The sequence below is a fragment of the Kribbella speibonae genome (genome assembly GCF_004331375.1).
GTDB lineage: Bacteria > Actinomycetota > Actinomycetes > Propionibacteriales > Kribbellaceae > Kribbella > Kribbella sindirgiensis.
The window spans coordinates 1,575,422-1,598,171 of record NZ_SJKC01000001.1; the positions used below are offsets into that span (position 1 = coordinate 1,575,422).

The 22,750-nt window shown below is 69.1% G+C and carries 24 protein-coding genes; 17 read left to right on the forward strand and 7 right to left on the reverse strand.

What is annotated here, in order from left to right; translation table 11 throughout:
- Position 1 precedes the first annotated feature (1 nt).
- From E0H92_RS07905 to E0H92_RS07915, 3 genes are read right to left on the reverse strand one after another with little or no spacing between them, the layout of a single operon-like run.
- A complete protein-coding gene (locus tag E0H92_RS07905) occupies positions 2-790 on the reverse strand; it encodes an AraC family transcriptional regulator (protein ID WP_131495807.1) in 789 nt (262 codons plus the stop codon).
- 11 nt (positions 791-801) lie between these two features.
- Positions 802-1,968, reverse strand: a complete 1,167-nt coding sequence (locus E0H92_RS07910; RefSeq protein ID WP_131495808.1) for a class I SAM-dependent methyltransferase — start codon at positions 1,966-1,968, stop codon at positions 802-804.
- 9 nt (positions 1,969-1,977) lie between these two features.
- Positions 1,978-2,571, reverse strand: coding sequence for a peptidoglycan-binding domain-containing protein (locus E0H92_RS07915; protein ID WP_238173340.1), 594 nt, complete (start codon positions 2,569-2,571; stop codon positions 1,978-1,980).
- 211 nt (positions 2,572-2,782) lie between these two features.
- On the opposite strand from E0H92_RS07915, the gene groES reads away from it, so the two are divergent.
- The 9 genes from groES (at position 2,783) to E0H92_RS07960 (ending at position 12,096) form a co-directional block, all read left to right on the forward strand.
- Entirely contained in the window at positions 2,783-3,079 is a 297-nt protein-coding gene (gene groES / locus E0H92_RS07920; protein ID WP_130384566.1) for a co-chaperone GroES, read from the forward strand.
- A 123-nt stretch (positions 3,080-3,202) separates the two neighbouring features.
- Positions 3,203-4,822 carry a chaperonin GroEL gene (groL, locus tag E0H92_RS07925; protein ID WP_131286260.1) on the forward strand — a complete coding sequence of 540 codons (1,620 nt, stop codon included), beginning with the start codon at positions 3,203-3,205 and terminating at the stop codon, positions 4,820-4,822.
- 381 nt (positions 4,823-5,203) lie between these two features.
- Positions 5,204-5,932 (forward strand): GNAT family N-acetyltransferase, encoded by a 729-nt coding sequence (locus tag E0H92_RS07930; protein ID WP_238173341.1) that lies wholly within the window; start codon positions 5,204-5,206, stop codon positions 5,930-5,932.
- Positions 5,933-6,030: 98 nt separating this feature from the next.
- Positions 6,031-6,654: an RNA polymerase sigma factor ShbA gene (shbA, locus tag E0H92_RS07935; RefSeq protein ID WP_131465823.1), complete on the forward strand. Its 624-nt coding sequence runs from the start codon at positions 6,031-6,033 to the stop codon at positions 6,652-6,654.
- Positions 6,647-8,119, forward strand: coding sequence for a hypothetical protein (locus E0H92_RS07940; RefSeq protein WP_131465825.1), 1,473 nt, complete (start codon positions 6,647-6,649; stop codon positions 8,117-8,119). Before shbA ends, E0H92_RS07940 begins: the two co-directional genes overlap by 8 nt.
- Positions 8,120-8,275: 156 nt before the next feature.
- On the forward strand, positions 8,276-9,787 hold the full coding sequence (gene guaB / locus E0H92_RS07945) for an IMP dehydrogenase (protein WP_131465827.1): 1,512 nt from the start codon (positions 8,276-8,278) through the stop codon (positions 9,785-9,787).
- Positions 9,788-9,814: 27 nt separating this feature from the next.
- A complete protein-coding gene (locus E0H92_RS07950; protein ID WP_131286254.1) occupies positions 9,815-10,921 on the forward strand; it encodes a GuaB3 family IMP dehydrogenase-related protein in 1,107 nt (368 codons plus the stop codon).
- Positions 10,918-11,643 carry an alpha/beta hydrolase gene (locus tag E0H92_RS07955; protein ID WP_165549718.1) on the forward strand — a complete coding sequence of 242 codons (726 nt, stop codon included), beginning with the start codon at positions 10,918-10,920 and terminating at the stop codon, positions 11,641-11,643. The genes E0H92_RS07950 and E0H92_RS07955 overlap by 4 nt, the downstream gene beginning before the upstream one ends.
- A gap of 54 nt (positions 11,644-11,697) precedes the next feature.
- Positions 11,698-12,096, forward strand: coding sequence for a hypothetical protein (locus E0H92_RS07960; RefSeq protein WP_131465831.1), 399 nt, complete (start codon positions 11,698-11,700; stop codon positions 12,094-12,096).
- On the opposite strand, the gene E0H92_RS07965 is transcribed toward E0H92_RS07960, so the two are convergent.
- Together E0H92_RS07965 and E0H92_RS07970 are read right to left on the reverse strand one after the other, a co-directional pair.
- Positions 12,093-12,641 carry a TIGR03086 family metal-binding protein gene (locus E0H92_RS07965; RefSeq protein WP_238153133.1) on the reverse strand — a complete coding sequence of 183 codons (549 nt, stop codon included), beginning with the start codon at positions 12,639-12,641 and terminating at the stop codon, positions 12,093-12,095. The genes E0H92_RS07960 and E0H92_RS07965 overlap by 4 nt on opposite strands.
- A gap of 87 nt (positions 12,642-12,728) precedes the next feature.
- The gene (locus tag E0H92_RS07970; RefSeq protein WP_131286250.1) at positions 12,729-14,177 is read right to left on the reverse strand and encodes a hypothetical protein; all 1,449 of its coding nucleotides are present in this window, start codon (positions 14,175-14,177) and stop codon (positions 12,729-12,731) included.
- Positions 14,178-14,269: 92 nt separating this feature from the next.
- Here E0H92_RS07970 and E0H92_RS07975 point away from each other — a divergent pair, with 92 nt between their 5' ends.
- From E0H92_RS07975 to E0H92_RS08000, 6 genes are all read left to right on the forward strand, one after another.
- Complete coding sequence (locus E0H92_RS07975; protein ID WP_131495810.1) at positions 14,270-15,862, forward strand: succinic semialdehyde dehydrogenase; 1,593 nt, start codon at positions 14,270-14,272, stop codon at positions 15,860-15,862.
- A complete protein-coding gene (locus tag E0H92_RS07980; RefSeq protein WP_131495811.1) occupies positions 15,859-17,568 on the forward strand; it encodes a GMC oxidoreductase in 1,710 nt (569 codons plus the stop codon). The genes E0H92_RS07975 and E0H92_RS07980 overlap by 4 nt, the downstream gene beginning before the upstream one ends.
- A 519-nt stretch (positions 17,569-18,087) precedes the next feature.
- Positions 18,088-19,083, forward strand: coding sequence for a biotin synthase BioB (gene bioB / locus E0H92_RS07985; RefSeq protein ID WP_131465839.1), 996 nt, complete (start codon positions 18,088-18,090; stop codon positions 19,081-19,083).
- Positions 19,080-19,262 (forward strand): biotin synthase auxiliary protein BsaP, encoded by a 183-nt coding sequence (gene bsaP / locus E0H92_RS07990; RefSeq protein WP_131495812.1) that lies wholly within the window; start codon positions 19,080-19,082, stop codon positions 19,260-19,262. Before bioB ends, bsaP begins: the two co-directional genes overlap by 4 nt.
- A 77-nt stretch (positions 19,263-19,339) precedes the next feature.
- Positions 19,340-19,576 carry a hypothetical protein gene (locus tag E0H92_RS07995; protein ID WP_131495813.1) on the forward strand — a complete coding sequence of 79 codons (237 nt, stop codon included), beginning with the start codon at positions 19,340-19,342 and terminating at the stop codon, positions 19,574-19,576.
- Positions 19,577-19,622: 46 nt separating this feature from the next.
- Positions 19,623-20,705 carry a tRNA (adenosine(37)-N6)-dimethylallyltransferase gene (locus E0H92_RS08000; protein ID WP_131495814.1) on the forward strand — a complete coding sequence of 361 codons (1,083 nt, stop codon included), beginning with the start codon at positions 19,623-19,625 and terminating at the stop codon, positions 20,703-20,705.
- A 70-nt stretch (positions 20,706-20,775) separates the two neighbouring features.
- Here the strand turns inward: E0H92_RS08000 and E0H92_RS08005 are convergent, their stop codons facing one another.
- Entirely contained in the window at positions 20,776-20,973 is a 198-nt protein-coding gene (locus tag E0H92_RS08005; protein ID WP_131465847.1) for a hypothetical protein, read from the reverse strand.
- Positions 20,974-21,080: 107 nt separating this feature from the next.
- On the reverse strand, positions 21,081-21,218 hold the full coding sequence (locus E0H92_RS44065) for a hypothetical protein (protein WP_165549719.1): 138 nt from the start codon (positions 21,216-21,218) through the stop codon (positions 21,081-21,083).
- 194 nt (positions 21,219-21,412) lie between these two features.
- Between E0H92_RS44065 and E0H92_RS08010 the strand changes: the two genes are divergently transcribed.
- Together E0H92_RS08010 and E0H92_RS08015 are read left to right on the forward strand one after the other, a co-directional pair.
- A complete protein-coding gene (locus E0H92_RS08010; protein ID WP_131495815.1) occupies positions 21,413-21,817 on the forward strand; it encodes a hypothetical protein in 405 nt (134 codons plus the stop codon).
- Positions 21,814-22,749 (forward strand): zeta toxin family protein, encoded by a 936-nt coding sequence (locus E0H92_RS08015; protein WP_131465851.1) that lies wholly within the window; start codon positions 21,814-21,816, stop codon positions 22,747-22,749. The genes E0H92_RS08010 and E0H92_RS08015 overlap by 4 nt, the downstream gene beginning before the upstream one ends.
- Position 22,750 lies beyond the last annotated feature (1 nt).

Sequence of the window (22,750 nt, forward strand, 5' to 3'; positions counted from 1 at the left end):
ATCATATGTTCGAATGTCCGTCGAGCGCAAGTCCGGCTTGTTCCGCGCGATGGCGGCCCGGGGTGGTGCCGACGACGGCGGCGAACGCTGCGATGAAACCGCTCGGGTTCGCCCACCCGCAGGCGTGAGCGACGTACGTGGTGTCGTGGCCGTCCGCGAGCAGGACGAGGGCGTGATAGATCCGGAGCTGCGTGCGCCATTCGTAGTACGTCATGCCGAGCTCGGTGCGGATCAGGCGGCTCAACGTGCGGGCGCCTGCTCCGGCCTGGCGCCCCAGTTCGGGGAGTGGCGTGTTGTCCGCGGGGTTCTCGCGGAGTCGTTGCGCGATGCTGCGCAGGCGGTCGTCGTGCGGTTCCGGTAGTTGCAGTGGCTGCTCTGCGGCTTCGTGGAGCTCGTCGACGAGGACGTGCTGGAGACGGGCACGCGCGGCGGGCTCGAGTTCGCGGCTCGTCAGGGCGAGGATGACCTCGCGGGCGAGACCGGAGGCCAGGAACACGGCCGGGCGGTCCGGGACGCGTTCGGCCAGTTCTGCGGGCAGGAACACGATCCGCATGTCGGTCTCGCCGTGCGCGCGATGCTGGTGGGTGAACCCGGCCGGCGTCCAGGCGATGCGGTTGGCGGGCACGATCGACGTACCCCGATCGGTTTGCACAGCCAGGACGCCGCGAGCGGCGTACACCAGATGTCCTTCTTCATGGGTCTGGATCGAGCTGGTGCCGCCTGATGCCCAGTGATGAGCGCCGGCGGACGGATAGAGCTTCGAGCGGAGAGGTCGGCGGCCAACGGGCATAGTCTGGCATTTTATCGGTGGTCGGCCACACCGGTCACCCGGCGGCACGAGTAGGCGACGGCGTCGCGGCCGATGCGCGTGACGATCAGGGTCGCCGACGTCGAGCCCTTCGGTGCGAGCTTCTTGCGCAACTGGGCCGGGTCGAGATCGACGCCGCGCTTCTTGATCTCCAGCGTCCCGATGCCCCCGGTGCGAACCCAGGAGCGCAACGCTTTCTCCTTGTAGGGCAGCTCTTCCAGCACTTCGTACGCCGACGCCAGCGCTGTCGGGACGTACGTCGACGCTGTGACGTAGGCGATGCGGGGATCCAGCAGCCAGCCGTCGACCGCTGCGGCGACCGCGGTGACCAGACCGGCCCGGACGACCGCTCCGTCGGGTTCGTAGATGTACTTGCCGACCGGACCGCTGTCCGCCTCAGGTGCGTCGGCAACGCTCGCGCCACCAGGCAGCAGCGTGGCCCGTCGCGGCGTACCGCCGTACAGCGCACCGGACCAGAGCGCGGCCTCCTTGACCTCACCGGAGTCACTGATCCACTCCGCTTCCACACCTTCGGGGATCGCGTCGTGCGGGATGCCCGGCGCGACCTTCACACAGGCGGTCCGCTCCAGCAGCCCGGTCACGAACGACCACGGCGGTGAGTAGGCGTTGTGGTCGAACACGCGCCGCCCGTCCGCCCGGCGCGCTGGGTCGGCGAACACCATGTCGTACGGCGTGACGTCCGTAGCCTCCGCGTCGCCGACCAGAACCTCGCCCGGAAGCTCGAACGCGGCGAGGTTCGTACGAGCGACCGCTGCGGTCTCGGGGTCCCGCTCGACGCCGGTGACTCGCAGACCCGCACGGGCCATCGTGATGAGGTCGCCACCGATACCGCAGCCTAGGTCGACCACAGTGTCGATCTGAGTCGCTGCGACACGTGCGGCGCGGTGGGTGCTCACTGTGGTGCGGGTGGCTTGCTCCAGGCCGTCTGGGGTGAAGTACATGCGTTCGGCGTCCGGACCGAACTTGGCGATGGCACGGTGCCGCAGCGCGGCCTGGGTCACCGCGATCGTCACAAGCGTTGCGTCGTACCGGCGTCTGAGCTTCTCAACCAGCTGGAGCTCTTTGCCGGGGCGGTACTCGGCGCAGGCGGCTGCCAGTACCTCAGCGCCCGGTCCGTCGAGCAGCGCGGTGACACTCACCCCGCAACCTTAGAGGGGACTCGAACAGCTCCTGCTCCAGCTGCGGGTTGCCATCGAGTACAGCCGCCAGTTCATCGCGGAGCGCGTCTTCGGGCCGTAGATGCCGTCCACGACCAGGTGGTGCTTGCGCTGGACGGTCTTGACGACCGCGCGGGTGTTGTTGCCGTAGATGCCGTCGACGGCGAGCTTGGTGCCGTAGCAGAAGTTCAGGTTGCGCTGGAGGACCTGGATCGCGGTCTCCGGATCACCTGTCCGGCTGGAGCCGCGGTACGGGTCGTCGCCGTACATCAGGTTGCAGGTGGTGCTCGTGCTGCCCAGGATCGACGGCATCGGGATGCCCCAGCTGCGGTTGACCGGAACGAGGCGGGCGGACCTGCACTGCGGCAGCGCGGCTGCTGCCTTCAGCTCCGCGGCCGTGGCCTCGTGGGAGACCGGCTGGTCGGCCGACACGTCGGCCACCGGCGCCTTGGACACCGGCGTTGCTACCGGCGGCGACGGGTTCTTCGACGCGTTGGCGGCGACGGCTCCGACCGCGACCGCGCCGACGGCGGCCAGCAGCGCGACGGTCCGGCCGGACAGCTTGGGAAGCTTGGGAAGCCTCATAACCACATTCTGTACCGGAGTCGTCACCGGAACTACGTCTCACGCTGAGAATCCTTTGGCACTCGAGTTGACCGAGTGCTAATCGCGGCCTAGATTCGGTGTTGGCACTCTCGACACGAGGGTGCCAGCGGTCCGGCCTCTGACCCCCGCGACGGCAGGGGAGCGCGACCACATGTCACAGACAAGCGAATTCGACCGTGGAGGTCAGCAAGTGTCGGTCACGATCAAGCCGCTCGAGGACCGCGTCCTCGTCGCGCCGCTCGAAGCCGAGCAGACCACGAAGTCCGGCCTGGTGATCCCGGACACCGCCAAGGAGAAGCCGCAGGAGGGCGAGATCCTCGCCGTCGGCCCGGGCCGGATCGACGACAACGGCAACCGCGTCCCGCTGGACGTCGCCGTCGGCGACAAGGTCATCTACTCCAAGTACGGCGGCACCGAGGTCAAGTACGACGGTCAGGACTACCTGATCCTGGGCGCCCGCGACATCCTCGCAGTCGTCAGCAAGTGACGAACGCCCGCTGTTCCTGACTGACACCGCCCCGGAGCCTCTGGCGCCGGGGCGGAGTGGGTCCGGGACAGCGGGTTGGTCGTTCCCTGCAACGAGACATACGGAAAAGGACTGGTTTTCTTCATGCCGAAGATCCTCGAGTTCGACGAGAACGCGCGGCGCGCGCTGGAGCGTGGCGTCGACAAGCTCGCGAACACGGTGAAGGTGACGCTGGGCCCGAAGGGCCGCTACGTCGTCCTGGACAAGAAGTGGGGCGCCCCGACCATCACCAACGACGGTGTGACCGTCGCCCGTGAGGTCGAGCTGGACGACCCGTTCGAGAACCTTGGTGCGCAGCTCACCAAGGAGGTCGCCACCAAGACCAACGACATCGCCGGTGACGGCACCACCACCGCGACGGTGCTGGCGCAGGCACTGGTGCACGAGGGCCTCCGGGCGGTCGCCGCCGGCGCCAACCCGATGGGCCTCAAGCGCGGTATCGAGGCGGCCGTCGAGGCCGTGTCGGCCAAGCTGGTCGAGACCGCGCGGCCGGTCGACGACAAGGGCGACATGGCCCACGTCGCGACCATCTCCGCCCGGGACGCCGAGATCGGCGGCCTGATCGCGGACGCGTTCGACAAGGTCGGCAAGGACGGTGTGATCACCGTCGAGGAGTCGAACACCTTCGGGACCGAGCTCGAGTTCACCGAGGGTATGCAGTTCGACAAGGGCTACATCTCGCCGTACTTCATCACCGACGCCGAGGCCGGCGAAGCGGTGCTGGAGGACCCGTACATCCTGATCCACCAGGGCAAGATCTCCGCGATCGCGGACCTGCTGCCGCTGCTGGAGAAGGTCGTGCAGTCCGGCAAGACGCTGCTGATCATCGCCGAGGACGTCGAGGCCGAGGCGCTGTCCACCCTCGTGGTGAACAAGATCCGCGGCAACTTCACCTCCGTCGCCGTCAAGGCGCCGGGCTTCGGTGACCGCCGCAAGGCGATGCTGGAGGACCTGGCCGCGCTCACCGGCGCGCAGGTCGTCGCCCCCGAGGTCGGGCTGAAGCTCGACCAGGTCGGCCTCGAGGTGCTCGGTTCGGCGCGCCGGATCGTGGTCTCGAAGGACAACACGACCGTTGTCGAGGGTTCCGGCAAGGGCGAGGACATCGAGGGCCGGGTCAGCCAGATCAAGTCCGAGATCGAGCGCACCGACTCCGACTGGGACCGCGAGAAGCTGCAGGAGCGGCTGGCCAAGCTGGCCGGCGGCGTCTGCGTCATCAAGGTCGGCGCGGCCACCGAGGTCGAGCTCAAGGAGAAGAAGCACCGGATCGAGGACGCGGTGTCCGCGACCCGGGCCGCGATCGAGGAGGGCATCGTCGCGGGTGGCGGTTCCGCTCTCGTGCACGCGTCCACCGTGCTGGACAAGGACCTCGAGCTCGACGGCGACGAGGCCACCGGCGTTCGGATCGTCCGCAAGGCGGTCGTCGAGCCGCTGCGCTGGATCGCCGAGAACGGCGGCTACGAGGGCTACGTCGTGACCTCGAAGGTTGCCGAACTCGAGTCCGGCAGCGGCTTCAACGCCGCCACCGGTGAGTACGGCGACCTGCTGGCGCAGGGCGTCCTGGACCCGGTCAAGGTGACCCGGTCCGCGCTCGCCAACGCCGGCTCGATCGCCGCACTGCTGCTGACCACCGAAACCCTGGTGGTCGACAAGCCCGAGGAAGAAGAGCCCGCCGCAGCCGGCCACGGCCACGGCCACGGCCACTGACCCTCAGCACCACCAGCACGACAGCACAGCACACCAGCACCGCCCGGCAGCCCAACTGCCGGGCGGTGCTGCGTTTCCCCAAGAACAACCCACCTGCCCCGCCCGCCGGCCCACCGCGTGCCCACCGCGCGCACACTCACCGCGCGCTCACCGCGCGCACACTCACCGCGCGCCCACCGCGCGCCCACTCACCGCGCGCCCGCGCACCGCGCGCTCACCGCATGCCCGCACCCCGTCCGCACGCCCCGCTCACCGCGGCTCCGTCGGCCCACCTCATTTGCCTGGCTGACCCGCGGATTTGGCTGGTGTGCCAGGCAAATGAGGGGTTCTGCACCGTGGACGTGGGTGTGGAACCCCCGAATTGGTGGGTGGACCAGGCAAATGCGGACGGGGGCGGGGCGACCCCAGGGAGATGCACTGGTGGCAGCTGAGTCGCAGACCGCAGACCGCGACCGCAGACCGCAGACCGCAGACCGCGGGCCTTGGGCCGCGACTCCGCCTCGGGGTTGGGGAGGTTTGCTTCCCGGATCGGGTAGGAAAGCCTCCCCAACCTCGCCGGCTGTCGCGAGCGGCGGGGCCGGTGGTCGGAGGGGTGGGGGCTGGGGGTTGGGCGGGGGCTGGTGGGATGGGTGGGTGTTGATTCGGGTGCGGGGTGAGGGGGATCTGGGTGTTTGTGTGGAGTTGTTGCGGGCTGTGCATGAGCGGGCGGGGTATCCGATCAACTGGCCGGCTGATCCTCGGGGCTGGTTGACGCCGGAGGATCGGCTGGGGTGCTGGGTTGCGGTGAGTGGGGGGCGGGTTGTGGGGCATGTGGTGTTGACGGGGGTGGGGGACGGCGCCGAGGTGGAGCGGTTGTTCGTGGATCCGGAGGCGATGGGGCAGGGGATCGGGCGGCGGTTGCTGGAGCACTGTGTGACGACGGCCGCGGGCCTCGGGCGGGAGCTTGCACTCGAGGTGGTCGACAACCGCGGGGCCGCGGTACATCTGTACCGGCGGGCGGGGTGGCGTGAGGTCCGGCGTACGGCGATTGATTGGGGCGGTGAGCACGCTTCTGAGCTGATCCGGTTCGTGGCGCCGGGGACCGAACTCGCCGGTAGTGACAGATCGTGATGAAAACATGCGCTTGACCACGAACTGCCACTAGGCAACGAGAGTTGAGCGCCGTACCATCTTTCAGGCTGACCGGTCCGAACACGAGGGGGCGAGGGGTGACAGAGGTCCGAGTACCTGACACCCACGACCGGGTCGAGCTCAGGGATCTTGCCGCGCTGGCCGGCGACGGGGACCGCACAGCTCTCAATGACCTGCTCACCAGGGTGCGCGCAGTCGCGCATCGTTACGTACGGTCCCGTTTGTGGACCTATCCCGGCGGCGCCGACATGGTCGACGACGTCGCACAGGAAGTTTGTGTCGCGGTGTTCGGCGCGCTGAGCCGGTACCGTGACGAGGGGAGGCCTTTCGAGGCTTTCGTCTACGGCATCGCGGCCCGCAAGGTCGCCGATGCCCAGCGTGCGTTCGCGGTCGCCGACGTCTCGACGCCGGACCTGCCGGACGGCGCGGACGAGTCACCGACGCCGGAGGAGCGCGCGGTTCGGCAGTCCGAGGTCCAGCACATCATGGGCCTGCTGGACAAGTTGCCGGAGAAACTGCGGGAGATCCTGCGCCTTCGCGTCGTTGCGGGGTTGTCAGCCGAGGAGACCGGCCGGGCACTGGGGATGACACCGGGGGCGGTGAGGGTCGCACAGCATCGGGCGTTGAACACGCTCAGGGGGTTTGTGGGGCATGAAGCACAGCTGGAACGAGGACGAGTGGGGGAGGGGCATCATGGCTGACCGTTTCGACCTGGACGCGATCGAGGCCGATGACGCGCTACTCGATCTGCTCGCTGCCGGTGGGGAGTCCGCCCGTACGGCGGGCGAGCACGACCCGGCCGTCGCGCTGCTGGCCGATCTACGGCTGGCCGTGGAGGTCGAGGACGAGCTCCCGGTGGAAACCATCGACGATCCGGAGAGCTTCCTGGCGCGATGCGCCGCGCTGAACCCGATCACCGACCCGTTCGCCCGCAAGGTGGCGACCCGCGGTCTGGCGTTCGGTGTCGCCGCGGTGGCCGCGCTGTCGGTGTCCGGTGTGGCCGCGGCGGTCACCGGTGACCCGTTGTCGCCGTACGAGAAGGTCATCGAGAAGATGGTCGACGCGGTCCGCCCGCAGACCAGCTTCCCGAAGGAAGAGCTCGACGGTCTGCCGATCGTGGACCGCAGCACGATCGTCAAGGTCGGCAAGGACTTCAAGGAGAAGGCCAAGGCCCAGCGCGCCGCCGAGAACGGCAAGGACGGCTCGGCCGGCGACGACCCGCAGGCGCAGGAGATCAAGGGAACGCCGGAAGTGGTCGTGCCGCCGGGCGACAAGCCGGTGGCGGCCCGCGAGTGGGGCTACCCGCTGCCGACCGACAAGCAGAAGACAGTGGATCCGGTCAAGCCGACGACGACCGAGGTGACGGCGGAGCCGACCGACACCACGACGACGAAGCCGGCTGATCCCAAGACGTCCGAGCCGACCGACACCACGACGACGGAAGTGCCGCCGGACACGCCTCCGGACACCCCGCCGTCGACCCCGACGGACCAGCCGACCGACACGCCGACTCCGACGCCGACGGACACCACGACGCCGCCGACCGTCGACAACGGGACGGACGACAGCACCGGCGACAACAACACGTCGACCGGGGAGCCGACGGCCACGCCGACGTCGACGCCGAGCGCGGGATCCGGCGAGGGGCAGTCGAGCGACGGGGACACCTCGGGCTCGGACAGCACCACGACGCCGGGCGGTGACACCGGCGGTACAGGTGGCTCGGACACGTCCGGCTCGGATTCGAGCGATGACGGTGACACGCCGAGCAGCGAGGTCACCCAGGTTCCGGACCAGGTCAAGGAACTGGTGGACGCGGTCGAGTCGATCGTCTCGCCGGTGCTGCCGACGCCGAGCGGTGACCCGGTCACGAACCAGACCGCCGAGCGTTTCTTCGGTGTACCCGACGCGACGGCGAAGTCGATCACGACCAGCAAGGCGACGGCCAAGAAGGCGACGCCGAAGAAGGCAGCGGCCAAGTCCACCGGGAAGCACGCGGGCGGCAACGTCAGCACGGGCTCGGTTCGCAAGACCTACCCGAAGGGCAAGCACTCCAGCGGCGCCTACCCCGAGGGCAAGCACGCCGCCATCGCCCGGACGTACGGTTCCACCACCGACGCCAGCCTGCTGCAGATCCTGGACGTCGTGAACAAGCCGATCAGGTAACCGGCCGATCACCGACCGCCCGCCGCGCAACCGCGGCGGGCGGTTGCCTGTGCGGTGGCCGGTGCAGGGGCCAGTGGACGGCGGATTCGGGGCCTGCGGGCGGCGCGGATAGGATGGGGTTCCGTTGTCGCCGTACAAAAGGTGCTCGTTTTCCCCATGGACATCACCCCAGCTGGAGTTCCCGACAAGTTCGCCGTCCTCGGCCTCACCTTCGACGACGTACTGCTGCAGCCGAACGAGTCCGACGTCATCCCGTCCGAGGCCGTCACCCGGTCCCGGCTGAGCCGCAACGTCGAGGTGAACATCCCGCTGGTGTCCAGCGCGATGGACACCGTCACCGAGGCCCGGATGGCGATCGCGATGGCCCGCCAGGGCGGTCTCGGCGTCCTGCACCGCAACCTCTCGCTCGAGGACCAGGCCCAGCAGGTCGACCTGGTCAAGCGCTCCGAGTCCGGCATGATCGCGCAGCCGATCACCATCGGGCCGGACGCCTCCATCGGCGAGGCCGACGCGCTCTGCGCGCAGTACCGGATCTCCGGCGTCCCGGTGGTGGACGACGCGGGTGTCCTGGTCGGCATCGTCACCAACCGCGACATGCGCTTCGAGACCGACCTGTCCCGGCCGGTCCGCGAGGTGATGACCAAGCAGCCGCTGATCACCGGCCGGCAGGGTATCGCCGCCGACGACGCGATGGCGCTGCTCAGCAAGCACAAGGTGGAGAAGCTGCCGCTGGTCGACGACGCCGGCAAGCTCACCGGCCTGATCACGCTGAAGGACTTCGTCAAGCGCGACAAGTTCCCACTGTCCACCAAGGACGGCTCCGGCCGGTTGATGGTCGGCGCGGCGATCGGCTTCTTCGGCGAGGCCTACAAGCGGGCCATGACGCTGGTCGAGGCCGGTGTCGACGTGCTCGTGGTGGACACCGCGCACGGTCACTCCCGGGCCCAGATCGAGATCATCCGCAAGCTCAAGGCCGACCCGGCCACCCGCGGCGTCGACGTCGTCGGCGGCAACGTCGGCACCCGCGCGGGCGCGCAGGCGCTGGTCGAGGCGGGTGCGGACGGCGTGAAGGTCGGCGTCGGCCCCGGTTCGATCTGTACGACGCGAGTGGTGTCCGGTGTCGGCGTGCCGCAGGTGACCGCGATCTACGAGGCGTCGCTGGCGTGCAAGCCGGCCGGTGTCCCGGTGATCGGCGACGGCGGCCTGCAGTACTCGGGCGATATCGCGAAGGCGCTGGTCGCGGGTGCGGACACGGTCATGCTGGGCTCGCTGCTCGCCGGGTGCGAGGAGTCGCCGGGCGACCTGGTGTTCATCAACGGCAAGCAGTTCAAGGCGTACCGCGGGATGGGTTCGCTCGGTGCGATGCAGTCCGGCGGGCTGCGCAAGTCGTACTCCAAGGACCGCTACTTCCAGCACGACGGCGGCTCCGACGAGAAGCTGATCGCCGAGGGCGTCGAGGGTCAGGTGCCGTACCGGGGCCCGCTGTCGGCCGTCGCGCACCAGCTGATCGGCGGCCTGCGGCAGTCGATGTGGTACACGGGCGCCCGGACCGTGCCGGAGCTGCAGGAGAAGGGCCGCTTCGTCCGGATCACCTCGGCCGGCCTGCAGGAGTCCCACCCGCACGACATCCAGATGACGGTCGAAGCCCCGAACTACTCGGGCCGCTGACCCGCCTGCTACCTGTAAGGACACCAGATGACCGAGATCGAGATCGGCCGCGCGAAGCGTGGGCGGCAGGCGTACGCGTTCGACGACATCGCGATCGTGCCGTCGCGGCGGACGCGGGACCCCGAGGAGGTCTCGGTCGCCTGGCAGATCGACGCGTACCGGTTCGAGCTGCCGATCCTGGCCGCGCCGATGGACTCGGTGATGTCGCCGGCCACCGCGATCGCGATCGGCAAGGCCGGCGGTCTGGGCGTCCTGAATCTCGAAGGTCTCTGGACGCGGTACGAGGACCCGACCAGCCTGCTCGAGGAGATCACCAGCCTGGAGACGCAGCAGGCCACGCACCGGCTGCAGGAGATCTACGCGGCGCCGATCAAGCCTGAGCTGATCTCCCAGCGGGTGCAGGAGATCCGCGACTCCGGTGTGACGGTAGCCGGCGCGCTGTCGCCGCAGCGCACCAAGCAGTTCGCGAAGCATGTCGTGGACGCGGGCGTCGACCTGTTCGTCATCCGCGGTACGACGGTGTCCGCCGAGCACGTGTCGGGGCAGGCGGAGCCGCTGAACCTCAAGCAGTTCATCTACGACCTCGACGTACCGGTGATCGTCGGCGGTTGCGCGACGCACCAGGCGGCGTTGCACCTGATGCGGACCGGCGCGGCCGGCGTCCTCGTCGGCTTCGGCGGCGGCGCGGCGCACACCACGCGGAAGGTGCTCGGGGTCGCGGTGCCGATGGCCAGTGCGGTGGCCGATGTGGCGGCGGCGCGGCGGGACTACATGGACGAGTCCGGCGGCCGGTACGTGCACGTCATCGCGGACGGCTCGGTCGGGCGGTCCGGTGACGTGGCGAAGGCGATCGCCTGCGGTGCGGACGCGGTGATGGTCGGTTCGCCGCTGGCCCGCGCGAGCGACGCCCCGGGCGGCGGGTACCACTGGGGAGCCGAGGCCTGGCACCAGGACCTGCCCCGCGGCGAGCGGGTCGAGGTCGGTGTCACCGGCACGATGGAGCAGATCCTGTTCGGCCCGTCCTGGGTCCCGGACGGCACGATGAACCTCGTCGGCGCTCTCAAGCGCGCGATGGCCACCACCGGCTACACGGAAGTCAAGGAGTTCCAGCGGGTCGAGGTCGTCGTCGGTTGAGCACCGGGGTCCTGCTCCTGCACGGTTCGAGTGGTACGCCGGACCTCGAGCGGGCCCGGCTGCTCGAGGCCGAGGGGTACGACGTCCTCGCGCCACGCTGGTTCGACGAGACGATCAGTGAGATCCCGCTCGAGTCGTTCCCGGTGGCCGAGCTCGCGGAGCGCAACGACCGGGTGGCCGTGGTCGGCGTGTCCCGCGGTGCCGAGGCCGCGCTGCTGCTCGGTGCGTACGACGATCGCGTGGACGCGGTGGTCGGACTCTCGCCCACGGCGTACATGTGGGCCTGGATCGCGGACGGCCGCCAGTCCCCGGCGTGGACCTGGCGCGGCGAGGCGTTGCCGTTCGTGCCCTTCGACCTCGACTGGCAGCCCGCCGACGACCCGCCGAGCTACGTCGGCCTGTATCGGCAGAGCCTGATCAAGGCCGCCGATCGGGCCGAGGCCGCACGGATACCGGTCGAGCGGTTCGCCGGCGACCTGTTGCTCGCGGCCGGCGAGGACGACCGGGTGTGGCCGTCGGCCGAGTTCGCCAGGAGGATCGCGGCGGTGCGGCCGGAGCGGACCGAGGTGCTGATCTCGACGCCGGCCGGGCACCGACCGGTGTTTCCCGGTGAGCAGCCGAAGTCGGGCGGTCAGGTGATGGCTCGCGGTGGCTCGGACGAAGGCGACCGGGCACTCGGGCGGCTGGTGTGGCCGCATCTCCTGCACACCCTTGAAGGCTGACGGAAGACTTGCCTCGACTCCTCGCTCCTTGACGGTTTCTGGAAGGATTGCCGCATGGGATTGTTCAGCCGTCGGAGCAGCCAGGACACGGACAATGTTGCCCTCGCCGCGGCGCGAGGCCAGCTGTCCCCGGACGACGTCGATCAGGTGCGGTTCCTGATCACCACCAAGAAGGCGGTGCACGCGGTCAAGCTGATCCGCGACCGCACCGGCCTCGACCTCAAGCAGTCGAAGGAGCTGGTCGACGACATCCGCCTCGGGCGGTACGTGCCGCCGACGACCGGTACGCCGCTGGTCCGGCGCCCGGGCACCAACCTGGCCGAGCGCACCCGCGCCCTGAAGGCCGCGGGCGAACTCCACCAGGCGACCGCCCTGGTGGTGTCCGAGACCGGCATGACCGAGACGGAAGCCGGCCTGTTCGTCGGCGCCCTCCGCGCCGACCTGCAGGACTAGGGAGACCTCCACCCAGGATCGCGGCCGAAGGCGGCGAGCAGGGCCTCGGTGGGCTCGGTGAAACCGTCGAGGTGATCGCCGACCATCCCGGCCGAGCGATACAGCTCCTCGCGTTTCGCGAACCAGTCCGCGACCTCGGCCACCAGGTCGCGGTCCATCCGCGGCGGTACGTCGATCGCGACGGCCAGGTCCCACCCGTGGATCAGGTGGTCCGCGGCGAGTTGCCGCAGGTACTCGTGCGGATCCTCGTCGCCGTACGACAGATGCACCTTGTCGATCGTCCAGGTCGCCGCGACCTCCGCCTCGCGGGCCGCGTACGACGCCGCGGCGACGGGATCGTCCTCGAGCAGGTCGCCGTCGAGGCTGTCGCCGACCTCGGCGATCGTCTTGCCCGCCATCAGCGGCACGGTCCAGCGCTCCTCGCCGACCACATGGTTGACCAGCGCCCGGACGTCCCAGTCCGAGCACGGCGTCGGCGCCGACCACCGATCGGGCGGCACCTCCGAGACCAGGTCCGCGAAGTTCGCGACCGTGCGATTGTGCATGTCCACAACGTCCATGAGCCTCCCCCTCTCAGCGCCAGCGTCCGTCCGAGAGGGAGGCGCGTCAAGCAGACGCCCTCTTACCAGCCGTCAACGGCCGAGCTGGAGTTGCTCGGCGGCCTCGTGGGCGTGATAGGACGCGGTCAGGTCGCCGGTGGCGGCCAGGAGGTTGCCGTGGTGCCGGTAGCAGGCTCCGGCCAGCTCCTTCATCAGCTCGTTGTCGTCGGCGTACGGGATCAGCGCGGTCGCCACCTCCGCGCACCAGCCGCCGAGGTCGAGCGCGATGTCGGTCCGCCCGGCCTGGAAGTACGCCTCGGAGATGTCGAGCAGCAGCTGCGCCCAGATCGGCACGTACGTCGCCGTCTGGAACCGCATCCGGTGCGACTCCCGCTCGGACGAGATCGCGAACAGGTAGTGCGCCTCCAGCCCCAGCGTCAGCGCTGCGTTGCCGTCCTGCGACAGCAGCGGCTTCACCAGTTCTGCCAGCTCGGTCGCACGTTGCGCCGCGGACTCAGGGTCCGTCCGGCCCGACACGGTCGCCAGTGTCATCCCGGGCGCGGGCTCGCTCAGCGCGACCAGCCGGTGGTACTGCTCGAACGGCCCGAGCTTGATCTCCGCGTTCTCCAGCGCCGCCACGAGCGTCAGCGGCAACCCGCGGTCCAGTTCCTCGACCACGCGGGCGGCCGTCTCGGCGTCGGTGTCGTACGCCGTTCGCAGGCAGGCCTCGCCCTCCAGGCGGCCGACGATGCCGAGGTGCTTGCCCTTGCGGACCAGGGCGGCGACCAGCGTGCGCATATCGGTCGCCGAGTCCGAGTCGGCGAGCGTGTCGGCCGTGGTCAGCCCGATCTCGTCCGCCTCCAGCGCGAGATCCAGCCGCCCCTCGGCCGCGTGGACATCCGCCGACACCGCGGTCGCCGTACACAGGTAGCGGGCGTACGAGAGCGACTGCGGGCTCTCGTTGATCTGGTCCGCGAGCTGCAGGAACAGCTGGGTCGCCGCGTCCGCGGACGCGACCGCCAGCGCGGGATCGCCGTACCGTCGCAGGATCAGCGCATTCATCGCGAGCACCCGCGCGAAGTCCGGCTGGTGCTTGAGCCCGTCCTCGCCGCCGACGAGCTGCCCGTACGCGATCACCGCGCCGTCCATCTCCAGTACGGCGGTGGCGCCGTGACCGCGGTGCGCCTGGGTCATCGCGCGCCGGGCGCGGACGTCGGCCAGGAAGCAGGTGGCGTCGAGTACGCCGGCGTCCTGGAGCTCGGTGTACCCGAGTTGCGCCTCGTGCAGTGCGGCGAGTGCCTCCTCGTGCCGCCCGGACGCGTTCAGCGATCCGGCCAGCTCGTACTGGGTCGCGGCCATCAGATGCTTGGCCTCGTAGTGATTCGGGTGCCCTTCGGCCCGCTCCCTGGCCAGCTCGATGACCCGCTGCTGGTACGGCCCCGCCTCGTCGGCCCGGCCCTCCTCGATCAGCACCTGGGCTGTCTGCAGCGCCTCACCGAGCTCGTCCTCAGGAGGCGTCCAGAGCCCCCCGCTGTCCACCATCTGTACAGTCCACCCCTTCGCAGGCTTCAGCCGCTCAGCTTAACCATTCTCTGATACTGACAGCCGCTATTACCGGCAGGTAGCCTTTGGATATGAGTGAGCAGACGTCGATTCCCGCGGATCCGGAGCTCGACCCGACTGCGTCGTACGCGACAGATCAGTCGGTCATCCGCCGGTTGTCGGGGTTGCTGCGCGCCACGGCCGGCACCCGTACGTCGTACGCGCCGGCCACCGGCCAGCCGATCGCGGACCTCCCGGTGTCGAGCGAGGACGACGTCACGGCGGCGGTGCGGGCCGCGCGGCGGACCCAGCAGACCTGGCGGCGGGTGCCGCTCGCGGAGCGCGCGGCGATCCTGCTGCGGTACCACGATCTCGTCCTCGATCACCGCCACGAGCTGGTCGACCTGATCATCCGCGAGTCCGGCAAGGCCCGGAAGCAGGCGTTCGAGGAGCTCGCGCACGTCGCGCTGACGGCGCGGTACTACGGCCGCAAGGCGTTCGAGCTGCTCGAGCCGCAGCGCAAGCTCGGGATCTTCCCGGTGCTCACGCGCGCCGAGACCCGGTTCGTCCCGAAGGGCGTCGTCGGCATCATCTCGCCGTGGAACTATCCGCTGACGATGGCGATCTCCGACGGCCTGCCCGCGATCCTGGCCGGCAACACCGTCGTCCACAAACCTGACAGCCAGACCCCGCTGACCGCGCTCCGCGGCATCGAGCTGCTGTACGAGGCCGGCCTGCCGCGGGAGGCCTGGCTCGCGGTGAACGGCGACGGCCCGACGGTCGGCGGCGCGCTGATCCAGAACGCTGACTACATCTGCTTCACCGGCTCGACCAAGACCGGCCGGCTGGTGGCCAAGCAGGCCGGTGAGCGGTTGATCGGCTGCAGCCTGGAGCTCGGCGGCAAGAACCCGATGCTGGTACTGCGGGACGCCGACATCAACCGAGCCGCCGAGGGCGCCATCCGGGCGTGTTTCGCGAACGCCGGCCAGCTGTGCGTCTCGATGGAGCGGCTGTACGTCGCCGATCAGGTGTACGACGCGTTCGTCACGGCGTTCGTCGACCGGGTCAAGAAGCTTCGCCTGAGCGCCGGCACCGGCTGGGACGTCGACATGGGCTCGCTGATCTCGAAGGCGCAGCTGGAGACGGTGACCCGGCACGTCGAGGACGCCCGCGCGCAAGGTGCGACCGTACTGGCGGGTGGGAAGCCGCGACCCGACATCGGTCCGCTGTTCTACGAGCCGACCGTGCTCTCCGGTGTCACTCCGGCGATGGAGTGCTTCGACAACGAGACGTTCGGCCCGGTCGTCTCGATCTACCGGTTCTCCGACGAGGCCGAGGCGATCCAGCGCGCGAACGAGGGCGAGTACGGCCTGAACGCGAGCGTCTGGACCCGCGACGGCCGCCGCGGTCGCGCGGTCGCCGCTCAGTTGATGGCCGGAACGGTCAACGTCAACGAGGGGTACGGCGCGACGTTCGGGTCGATCGACACGCCGATGGGCGGGATGCGGTCGTCCGGTCTCGGCCGGCGGCAGGGTGTCGAGGGCATCCGCCGGTACGTCGAACCGCAGGCGATCGCCACTCAGCGGCTGATCCCGATCGCCGCCTCGCACGGACTGTCCGACGAGAAGTTCGCGGAGCTGATGACCGGCGCGCTACGGATCCTGAAGAAGATCGGCCGTCCATGACGTTCGACTACGACGTCGTGATCATCGGGTCGGGCTTCGGTGGGTCTGTCAGCGCGCTGCGGCTGACCGAGAAGGGCTACCGGGTCGGGGTCCTGGAGGCCGGGGCGCGGTTCGACGACGCGGGGTTCGCGAAGAACTCGTGGGACAAGAAGCGGTTCCTGTTCGCGCCGAAGCTCGGGTGGTACGGCATCCAGCGGATCAGCGCGCTGCGCGACGTGATCATCCTGTCCGGCGCCGGGGTCGGCGGCGGCAGCCTGGTCTACGCGAACACGCTGTACGAACCGCTGCCCGCGTTCTACACCGACCGCCAGTGGGCGCACATCACCGACTGGCAGTCCGAGCTGGCGCCGTACTACGACCAGGCGAAGCGGATGCTCGGCGTCACGACGTACCCGGGGTTCACGCCGGCCGACAAGGTGATGAAGCAGGTCGCCGAGGACATGGGCGTCGGGGAGACGTTCCACCCGACACCGGTCGGTGTCTTCTTCGGGGAGCCGGGCGTCGAGGTCGACGACCCGTACTTCGGCGGCGCGGGCCCCCGCCGTACCGGCTGTATCGACTGCGGCGAGTGCATGACGGGCTGCCGGCACAACGCGAAGAACACGCTGACGAAGAACTACCTGTACCTGGCCGAGAACGCCGGCGCCGAGGTCTACTCGATGACCACCGTGACGTCCGTCGAGCCGCTCCCTGAAGAGACAGGCGGCGGGTACGCGATCGACACCTGCCGTACGTCGCATCGCAAGGTGACCCGGCGCTTCACCGCGGGACAGGTGATCTTCGCCGCGTCGGCGCTCGGGACGGCGAAGCTCCTGCACCGGCTGCGCGACGAGGGCAAGCTGCCGCGGCTGTCGGACCGGCTCGGCGTGCTGACCCGGACGAACTCGGAGTCGCTGCTCGGCGCCATCTCCCGCGACGCCGACGTCGACTACACGCGCGGGGTGGCGATCACGTCGTCGTTCCACCCCGACGACATCACGCACATCGAGCCGGTGCGGTACGGGAAGGGCAGCAACGCGATGTCGCTGCTGCAGACCGTGCTGACCGACGGCGACGGGGACAAGCCGCGCTGGCGGACCTGGCTGCGCGAACTCGGCGTCCAGCGGAAGAACATCCGCAAGTTGTACGACCTGAAGCACTGGTCCGAGCGGACCGTGATCGCACTGGTGATGCAGACCGCGGACAACTCGATCACGACGTACGGCAAGCGCGACCGGCTGGGCCGGTGGAAGCTCACGTCGAAACAGGGCCACGGCGCCCCGAACCCGTCCTGGATCCCGGTCGCGAACCAGGTGGTCCGGCGGATGGCGAAGCTGATGAACGGTACGCCGGGCGGCACGATCGGCGAGCCGTTCAACGTGCCGATGACCGCGCACTTCATCGGCGGTTGCGCGATCGGCTCCAGTGCGGAGACCGGCGTGGTGGATCCGTACCACCGCGTCTACGGGTACGACGGTCTGCACATCGTCGACGGCTCGACCATCTCGGCGAACCTCGGCGTCAACCCGTCCTTGACGATCACGGCGCAGGCCGAGCGGGCGCTCTCGTTCTGGCCGAACAAGGGTGCGGACGACCCGCGTCCGGCGATCGGTACGGCGTACCAGCGGATCCAGCCGGTGAAGCCCGAGCATCCGGTCGTCCCGACGGACGCGCCCGGTGCCCTGCGGCTGCCGATCATCCCGAAGCAGGCTGTGACGGATTCGTAACAGAACGGCGAGAAATTGGGCAAATGAAAAAGCCTCAGCAGTAAGTTGCTGAGGCTTTTGCTAAAAGGTCCGGAAAAGGGAGCAGGTCCCTCGGGAACGTTTCCGCCCAAATCGTTTCCCGAGGGACCCACTCAAGCCGGGGTGAGGCGCCCGGCGCTTTGGGATCGGGTCACCAACCATGGCTGGCGACCCGAGCTCTTGGTTACTACCTTACATCCGATTTCCAGGGGCTTCGGGCCTTGTGACCACTCTGCGTGCTGATCGTAATGATCGGCCTTTGTAGCTCTTGGTAATCAGGTGGCGGTCTTCCTTGCGGTAACCGCCTTCGTACACATCAACGAGCCCGTCTACGGGGGGTTACGAGGTTCCGGAGAAAATCCAGAAATCTTTTCCCGGGGAGTGCGGAGAGTGGCGGTGAGTCACAACGGCTCGATCTGTTCCACGTGACGCCCGCCGCAGCCCCGCCGTACCGACCTGACCTACTGTGAGGCCGACCGGTTGAGATGAGGCAGGAGAATGATGAGCGACATCCTGGATGTGGCACGTGCGCAGGTGCTGGAGCAGGGCACCGGGTTGAGCCAGGAGCAGTTGGTCGAGGTTCTGACCGTGCCCGACGACCGGCTGCCGGAACTCCTCGCGCTCGCCCACGACGTCCGGGTGAAGTGGTGCGGCGAGGAGGTCGAGGTCGAGGGGATCATCTCGCTGAAGACCGGCGGCTGCCCCGAGGACTGCCACTTCTGCTCCCAGTCCGGACAGTTCACCTCGCCGGTGCGCGCGGTCTGGCTGAACATCCCCGAACTCGTCGAGGCCGCCAAGGAGACCGCGAAGACCGGCGCCACCGAGTTCTGCATCGTCGCCGCGGTCCGCGGGCCCGACCCGCGGCTGATGAGCCAGGTGAAGGCCGGCATCGACGCGATCAACGCCGAGGTCGACATCAACATCGCGTGCTCGCTCGGCATGCTGACGCAGGACCAGGTCGACGAGCTGAAGTCGTGGGGCGTGCACCGCTACAACCACAACCTCGAGTCCGCCCGCTCGTACTTCGGCGACGTCGTCACCACGCACTCGTTCGAGGAGCGCTGGGACACCTGCCTGATGGTGAAAGAGTCCGGCATGGAGCTGTGCTGCGGCGGCCTGGTCGGGATGGGTGAGTCGCTCGAGCAGCGCGCCGAGCTCGCCGCCCAGCTGGCCGAGCTCGACCCGCACGAGGTCCCGCTGAACTTCCTCAACCCGCGTCCCGGTACGCCGTTCGGCGACCTGGAGATCATGGACGGCAAGGACGCGCTGCGCACCATCGCCGCGTTCCGTCTCGCGATGCCGCGGACGGTCCTGCGGTACGCCGGCGGCCGCGAACTGACCCTCGGCGACCTGGGCACCCGCGAGGGCCTGCTCGGCGGGATCAACGCGGTCATCGTCGGCAACTACCTGACCACCCTCGGCCGCCCCGCGACCGCCGACCTCGACCTGCTCGCCGAACTGAAAATGCCGGTCAAGGAACTCCAGAAGACGCTATGACGTACTGCGGCAGATGCGGGCGGGACCTGACCGACGGAAACCACGAGTCCTGCGCGCAGGCGCTGGCGCTGGAGCCCCCGCGGTACTGCGCGGAGTGCCGCCGCCGAATGATCGTCCAGGTCCACCCGATGGGCTGGTCGGCCCGTTGCTCGGTGCACGGCATCCTCACCGAACACTGATTCGAACGGCTGTCTGCCCCCGCGCCGCTCTACCGTCGTCTGTGTTTCATCAATCGACGCGGGAGGACGTGAGCGCGATGGGTGTCTTCGGCCAGAAGAAGCCGACCAAGAAGGAGCAACGCCGCGAGGTAACGCAGAGCGGCGGCACCACGCGGGGTCGCCGCCAGGCGAGAAAGGGTGCGCAGGAGGCGGATGCCGGCCGACTCGGCGACGACGGAAAGGTCCGCGACACCCGGGGCCAGGTGATCGGCGACTTCTCGGGGCGCACCAGAAAGGCCGGGCGGGAAGTGAACCAGAACGGCGTCTGGAAGTAGCCGTTCAGGGATCGCTGGCGTGCCGGGTCCGGCTAGGGTTTGAGGTATGGCTGACTCCCTTCCCCGGCTCCTGGTCGCTCTGTATGGGCCGACGTCGGCGGGTAAGACCGCGGTGTCGGTCGATCTTTGTCTGCGGATCCGGGACGAGCTCGGGTTGGCGCCGATGGTCGTCTCGGCGGACTCGCGGCAGGTGTACCGGTACATGGACATCGGCACCAGCAAGACCACGCTCGAGGAGATGCGGGGCATCCCGCACACGATGATCGACGTCGCCGAGCCGGTGCGGAAGCTCGAGCTGGAGACGTTCGTCGCTGAAGCTCGCCGGGAGATGGAAGCGAGTTGGGCGGCCGGTGGCGTCCCGGTGATCGTCGGCGGCACAAGTGTCTATGTCCGCTCGCTGCTCGAGGGCTGGGAGGTCGACGCGATCGCCGAGGCGCGGAACGCGATCCGCCGCGACTTCCCGCGCAGCATGGCCGAGGACGCGTACGCCGTACTCACCCGGCTCGACCCGAAGGCCGCCGGGACGATCCACGAGAACAACTACGACGCGATCGTGAACGCGCTGGCACGGGCCATGGGCAACGATCCGGAGCGGTCCGTCGCGCCGGCCACCCGGCAGGTCGTGTTGTCCGTCGACCGCCCCGCCGCCGACATCGACCAGCGGGTCGCCGCGACGTACGACCGGCAGGTCGAGCTCGGGCTCCGCGACGAGGTCCTCGGTCTCGACGAGCGGTACGACGTGCTCGCGCAGTACCGGCGCCTCGGACAGAAGTCCCCGAACCAGGTCGTCCACACGCACGGCTACACCGAATGGTTCGACGTCGCCCTGGACCGCGGCAAGCCCGTGGAGAACCTGACCGGCGCCGACCTCGACGAGGTCCGCACCCGCGTCGTCGACCGCATCCAGACGCACACCCGCCGCCAGCGCGCGGCAATCCCCAAACTCACCGGCGTCCGCCCGGCCCGCAACGCCAACGACGCGTTCAACGCTGTAAAGAAGGCCCTAGAGGCCGGACCGCCCACTCCGGCCCGGCCGGCCGCGAAGAACACGCAGAACCCAAAGCGGAAGGCCGGCCCGCAGCGTTCGAACTCGCAACGCCCGGGCCGGCGCGGGCCGCGCCGAGGCTGAACATGGAAGGGCCGGGGTCAACCGATCGATGGTTGCCCCGGCCGCGAGGTCCCGCGAACAGCCCCTCAGCTCAGCCCTTGCCCTTACCTTTGCCCTTGCCCTCGTTCTTCTTCGCGGCAGCGTTGTCGCGCCCGCGACGAGTGTTCGGGTTTGTGGACCGGTTCTGGTCGGCCTGCTTCCGGGACGCGCCCCGCTCGTGCCTGGGCGTGTTGCTCGGGCTCTGGTTGTTGGTGTGCTCCTGCGGCTTGCCCTTTTTGCTGAACGGCATATCCGGTTCCTCCTGTCGAAGCCGCGGACGCGGCGCATGATCGGTCGTGTGTGCAGCAGACGTTCCGAACCCGCAGGCTGGTTCCCTGCGGGTTCAAAGGCGGCAGGTCAGCCGCGGCCCTGGCCCTGGCCCCTGGGCTTGCGAGCCGGTGTCAGGATCGGCAGGTCCTTGGACGGCGATGCCTTCGTGCTCTTCTTCGGCTCGTCCTTGGGCTTCTGGCTCTTCGAGTCCTTGCTGAACGGCACCTGATGCTCCTTGCGACTAGAGCCGCACGACGCGGCTGTGATCGGTCTTGTCCTCCAGCAGACGTTGATCGACGTCGGCCGGTTCCCCAGTGGTTCGAAGCAGTGGAAGGCTAACCACGCCTGGGGTTCACCTCGCGTTCGTTCAGGGATGCTCCCGGTGGGCGTTGACCTGACGCGTCGGCTATCGTTTTGCCGTGGTTAACGTCGCCGCCGTCAACGTGTTGTCTGGCATCGGTCCGGCGACCTGGTCGGCCCCGCAGGCGATGGCGTTCGAGATCGCGCAGGAGGGCGTCCGGCAGGCGATCGGCTTCTACGCCCACCTGATCGGGACCGAGCAATCCGCGGCCGAGCCCGATGCCGCCGCGATCGCGGGCTGGCGGGCCGAGCAGGAGGCCTGGGCGGCGCGCGGGCGGGAACTCACGCCGCTCGACGTCCGCGCGATCAAGCGGATCCGCAAGGAAGCCGACGACCTCCTCATCATCGACGACGAAGACGACGACGATGAGAATGAAGACGAAGAGGACGAGGCGTCCGACGGCGAGGATGACGACGTCGCGGACGACGACGCAGACGATGGCGAGACGCTGGGACGGCCGTGACGGAACTGTGGGGGAGCGAGTCGGCAGGGGCTGACCGGGGACTGCTGAGTGAGGCCGAGAGTGCGCGGATCTTTCGCGACCTGATCGTGCCCGACCAGCTCGACGGAACCGGGCAGGAGCAACCTGTCCTGGTGTTCGTCGGTGGTCAGGCGGGCGACGGCAAGGCCACGATCACCGCGCTGCTGGCCGCGCTCCTACGCCGGCGCGGCCGTCCGGTCGTTCTGAGCCCGTTCGCCTACGAGGCTTATCACCCCGGCTTCTACGAGCCGATCGCCGACGTACCGCCGACGCCGGCTGAGAACATCGAGGCCGACGGCCGGCGCTGGTTCGCGATGGCCGAGACCTACGTGATCGAGCAGCGGTACGACGCGATCGTCGAGACCGAGTTCCTCGACCCGGACGCGTTCGCGGACTCGGCGCGGCGCTTCAAGGCGGCCGGATTCCAGGTCGAGGTCGCGATCCTCGCGGTGGCCGAGATCCTCAGCCGCTTCGGCGTACTCGAGCGGCACATGCGGGCGCTGGAGGCGTACGGGTTCGGCCGGAACGCCCCGCCGAGTGTGCACGACGCCGGCTATGCGGGGGTGCTGCGGGCCGCCGAGCTGGTCGACGAGGGCGAGTGGGCCGACCGGGTCGCCGTACTGCGTCCCGACGGGCAACTGCTCTACGGCAACCAGCGGGTCGGTGGCCAGTGGCAACAACCCGCCCGTACCGCGGAGGCGATCGGCTACGAGCGCGACCGTCCGTGGACCCTGGTGGAGTCACGCAACTTCCTCGAGACCGTCTCGGAAGTCGGCCGGATCGGTCTCGCGGCACCGGTGCAATGGATCCGGGACGAGTCGGTCGAGGGCGAGCGGATCTTGATGGCCCTCGCGAAGCCGCGGCTCGATCCGATCGCGGTCACGTTGCATATCGCCAAGGCCGGCACGGCCTGAG